We start from the raw sequence: 4,710 nt of genomic DNA on the forward strand, positions 1-4,710 counted from the left end.
GGATGTGCGTCACTTGAGCTTCACTTACCCGGGCACCGATCGCCAGGTACTCGATGACATCAGTTTCTCGGTCGAGCCGGGGCAAATGGTGGCATTGGTGGGGCGTTCGGGCAGCGGCAAGTCGACATTGGCCAACCTGATTCCGCGCTTCTATCACCACGACAAGGGCGAGATCCTGATCGATGGCGTTGAAGTGGAACAGTACAAGCTGCTGAACCTGCGCAGGCACATCGCCCAGGTGACCCAGCATGTGACGCTGTTCAGCGACACCGTGGCCAACAACATTGCGTATGGCGATCTGGCTGGGGCTCCCCGCGAAGACATCGAGAAGGCGGCAAGAGACGCCTACGCGATGGACTTCATTGCGCAGTTGCCCGAAGGCCTGGACACCCAGGTCGGCGAGAACGGCGTGTTGCTGTCCGGCGGTCAACGTCAGCGTCTGGCAATTGCCCGGGCCTTGCTGAAGAATGCACCGTTGCTGATTCTCGACGAAGCCACTTCGGCCCTCGATACCGAATCCGAGCGGCATATTCAGGCTGCACTGGATCAGGTCATGAAAGGTCGAACGACGCTGGTCATCGCTCACCGGTTGTCGACCATCGAGAAGGCTGACCTGATTCTGGTCATGGATCAGGGCCGGATCGTCGAGCGCGGCACCCATGCCGAGCTTCTGGCGCAGAATGGCTACTACGCCCGTCTGAACGCCATGGGCCTCGACGCCCCGGCTGAAGACATCGCCTGATTCGATGCAAGGGTGAGCCCTGCTCACCCTTGCGTTCACCGGCGTGCAACGCGTCCGGTGGATTGTATCCAGACCTTTACGCTTCTTGACCAAACCGGAATAAATCTCGGCAACGCGCTTGTTAAGGTTCCTGAACGAACTTTGACTTCAATCGAGGGGGGCAACCCTTTCGCGCGGGTACTGCCATGCTGCAACGTTATCTCTGGAAGCTCTTGCCCAAGCCGCAGCGGGCTTTCCTGCTGGGACGCCTGTCGGTCGTGGACCGTCAGGTGATCAACAAGTCGATGTCGGCCAGCCTGAGCTTCCCACGGGCCTTCGAGCAGCGTTCCTGTCTATTCATTCATGTTCCCAAGTGTGCCGGGAGCAGCGTATGTGCGGCGATGTTCGATGGGTGGAGCCCCGGGCACTTGCCGTTGTACTGGTACGAGCAGCAATTTCCCGAGCAGTTTGCCGCCAGTTTCAAGTTCGCCTTCGTTCGTGATCCGCTGGAAAGGGCCTACTCGGCTTATGCTTTTTTGCGCGGCAATGAGTTGGGCCGGCGCGATCAGGCGGCGCAGAGGCTGGTCTGCCACTACCGCGACTTCGATGATTTCGTCGCTCGCTGGCTGCATTCGGAGACCATCAGCCGACAAATGCATTTTGCCGCGCAAACGGATTTTCTGACCGACTCCCTGGGGCATCTGGCCCTGGACTTCATTGGCTACCAGGAGCATCTGGAGCGGGATTTTCGCCTGGTCTGCGAACAGGTGGGCCACTGGGCGGTGTTGCCTCACGTCAAYGGCTCGCAACAGCGGCGTCCGATGCTTGCCCGCGATTTCTGCTCGGTGCGTACCCGTCGGCTGGTGCGGCGGGTGTACCAGCGCGATTACGAAATGCTCGGTTATGAATGAGCCCCTGTCGATACCTGTTCCAGAGATCAGGCCTTACGATCTGTCACTGTCGAACCGCGACCGCGCCGCAATCAAATTCCAGCACCCGCGTTGCCTGTGGTTGACGGGCCTGTCGGGCGCGGGCAAGTCGACCCTGGCCAATGCACTGGAGTTGCAACTCAATCGGCGCGGGCTGCACACGTTCCTGCTCGATGGCGACAACCTGCGCAATGGCCTGTGTCGTGACTTGGGAATGAGTGCTGAGTGTCGCCGGGAAAACATCCGGCGCATGGCCGAGGTGGCACGGCTGATGGTCGACGCCGGTTTGATTGTGATTGTTGCGGCGATCTCGCCGTTTCGCGCAGAGCGTGATGCCGCTCGTCGGTTGTTCGCTGAGGGCGATTTCATCGAGGTATACGTGAGCACGCCGTTCGCGGTGTGCGCGCAACGGGACCCCAAAGGTTTGTATCAAGCGGCCCGCCAAGGGCGGATCAAGAACTTCACTGGCATCGACAGCCCTTATGAGGCACCGCTGACGGCTGAGTGCGAGATCGACACCCAGGTGCTGCAACGTGAGGACGCTTGCCATCGTTTATCGCAATTTCTGCTCAATAAATGAACAGAATTCCCTGCCGATTCATCCGGTTGCAGCCGCCCCGCAAGCCAGCGCCAACCCTGTGTTAATATCGCGCCCCTGTTCATTTTGTATGTGGGTTGCTCCATGAAGTTGTCCATGCCGCGATTCAATCAAGCCCCTGTCTTGGTGGTCGGCGATGTCATGCTCGACCGTTACTGGCATGGTGGTACCTCACGGATCTCCCCTGAGGCGCCGGTACCGGTCGTCAAGGTCGAGCACATCGAGGACCGCCCGGGCGGTGCCGCCAACGTTGCCTTGAACATTGCCGCGCTCGGTGCGCCGGCCTCGCTGGTCGGCGTGACCGGCGACGACGAAGCCGCCGACAGCCTGGTCAATAGCCTCAAGGGTGCCGGCGTGCGGGCGTTGTTCCAGCGCATTGCGCACCAGCCGACCATCGTCAAGCTGCGGGTCATGAGCCGTCACCAGCAATTGCTGCGTATCGACTTCGAAGAGCCTTTCGCAACTGACGCCCTGGCGCTGGGCGAGCAAGTCGACGAATTGCTCGAAGGCATCAAGGTGTTGGTGCTGTCCGACTATGGCAAAGGCGCGCTGAAAAACCATCAGGTGCTGATCCAGGCCGCCCGTGCCCGTGGCATTCCGGTGCTGGCCGATCCCAAGGGCAAGGATTTCTCGATCTACCGTGGCGCGAGCCTGATCACCCCGAACCTCAGCGAGTTCGAAACCATCGTCGGCGGTTGCGCCGATGAGCACGAACTGGTGAGCAAGGGCGCGCAGCTGATGCACGACCTCGACCTCGGTGCATTGCTGGTAACCCGTGGCGAGCACGGCATGACCTTGCTGCGCCCGGATCATCCGGCGCTGCACCTGCCGGCCCGTGCCCGTGAAGTGTTCGACGTGACCGGCGCCGGCGACACGGTGATTTCTACCCTGGCGGCGGCGATCGCCGCTGGCGAAGAGCTGCCCCACGCGGTGGCCCTGGCCAACCTGGCGGCGGGCATCGTGGTCGGCAAGCTCGGTACCGCGGCCATCAGCGCACCGGAACTGCGTCGTGCGATCCAGCGTGAGGAAGGCTCCGAGCGCGGTGTGCTGGGCCTCGAGCAGTTGCTGCTGGCGGTCGATGACGCGCGAGCGCACAAAGAGAAGATCGTGTTCACCAACGGTTGCTTCGACATCCTGCATGCCGGCCACGTGACTTACCTCGAACAGGCGCGCGCCCAAGGTGATCGCCTTATCGTGGCGGTCAATGACGATGCGTCGGTGAGTCGCTTGAAAGGGCCGGGTCGGCCGATCAACAGCGTCGACCGTCGCATGGCGGTGCTGGCAGGTTTAGGCGCCGTCGATTGGGTGATCAGCTTCTCTGAAGGCACCCCGGAAAACCTGCTGCGTGCGGTCAAGCCGGATGTACTGGTCAAGGGCGGTGATTACGGGATCGACCAAGTGGTTGGCGCGGACATCGTCAGCGCTTACGGCGGGACCGTGAAAGTGCTGGGGCTGGTGGAAAACAGCTCGACCACGGCGATTGTCGAGAAGATTCGCCAATCAGAGCCGGAGTAAAGCCATAAAAAAGATCGCAGCCATCGGTGGCCCCTACAGGTATACACATGACCCTGTAGGGGCCGCCGAAGGCTGCGATCTTTTGCTTTTGTGATGCTTCAAGAGCTGACTTTCTTGCGCGGCACGATTCTTTTCAGCAGTTGCTTCGCCTTCCCGCGTAACCGGGCCAGGCCCGAATCCTTCCCCGGTGGGGTCAAACCCTGCTGCCGCACCCAATCCTTCCAGCGAATCCGCTCATCCCTCACCAGCCAGCCTTCCTGCCGGGCAAAACTCTCCGCCAGATACAACCCGCGGGTACTTGCCGGGTACAGGTGATCCTTTTTCAGGGTATAGAGCTCGGCCATCGGCTGACCGTCCTGCAGTGGCATCAGGTACAAATCGGGACGTTTGCGATCGAGCCGGGCCACCAGTTGATCGCCCTCCAGCCGCTCGTCGACATGGAACAGGCTCAGGGATTTGGCTTCCTTGGGCACGTCCAGGCGCAAATCGTAGATCAATTGCAGCGAGGCTGTCGGCAAGTGCACGTAGGCCCGGGGACGTTCGATCAGCGGCATGTTCGCGCAGCGCACCGGCCGCGCCGAGCCGGAGAGTGGTGTCAGGCGAAACGGCAGGGCTTCGCGGTAATGCAGGGCTGCCGAGTAGGGCGCTGGCAGCCAGGTTTCGTTGAAGCGTCCGCTGAGCCAGCCCTCCGGGGTTTCCAGCAGGCACTCTTCGGCAATTTCCTGGGTCGCCGTGTGCAGCGGCAGGTTCAGCTCATGGGCCGGCACGTAGCCGGAGATCAGCTTGAGCACCACGTCGCCGCGATCCTGCCGACGCTGACGCACCAACACCCAGTAATCGCGATTCTGCCAATGCAGGGTCAGGCGCACCGAGACCCCAAGGTTCGCCAGCTCCAGGGCAAACCGCTCGCTGTCGGCCACCGTCACCGGACGGCGGCGTTGCAGGGT

Annotated in this window: 5 protein-coding genes; 4 read left to right on the forward strand and 1 reads right to left on the reverse strand. The window is 61.5% G+C overall.

The annotated features are described in order from the left end of the window. The 4 genes from AC1DLB_RS21620 to hldE all read left to right on the forward strand — a co-directional run. Window positions 1–742, forward strand: a 742-nt coding sequence (locus tag AC1DLB_RS21620; RefSeq protein ID WP_477785611.1) for an ATP-binding cassette domain-containing protein, incomplete at its 5' end; no start/stop codon positions are given. A gap of 185 nt (window positions 743–927) precedes the next feature. Continuing rightward, window positions 928–1,632: a sulfotransferase family 2 domain-containing protein gene (locus AC1DLB_RS21625; RefSeq protein WP_018928543.1), complete on the forward strand. Its 705-nt coding sequence runs from the start codon at window positions 928–930 to the stop codon at window positions 1,630–1,632. After that, window positions 1,625–2,230 (forward strand): adenylyl-sulfate kinase, encoded by a 606-nt coding sequence (cysC, locus tag AC1DLB_RS21630; RefSeq protein ID WP_018928542.1) that lies wholly within the window; start codon window positions 1,625–1,627, stop codon window positions 2,228–2,230. Before AC1DLB_RS21625 ends, cysC begins: the two co-directional genes overlap by 8 nt. A gap of 102 nt (window positions 2,231–2,332) precedes the next feature. After that, entirely contained in the window at window positions 2,333–3,763 is a 1,431-nt protein-coding gene (hldE, locus tag AC1DLB_RS21635; RefSeq protein ID WP_086944092.1) for a bifunctional D-glycero-beta-D-manno-heptose-7-phosphate kinase/D-glycero-beta-D-manno-heptose 1-phosphate adenylyltransferase HldE, read from the forward strand. A gap of 98 nt (window positions 3,764–3,861) precedes the next feature. Here the strand turns inward: hldE and AC1DLB_RS21640 are convergent. Then, the coding region (locus AC1DLB_RS21640) for a metal ABC transporter ATPase (RefSeq protein ID WP_477785612.1) at window positions 3,862–4,710 on the reverse strand (849 nt) is incomplete at its 5' end.

This window comes from Pseudomonas sp. 05N434 (assembly GCF_056396965.1).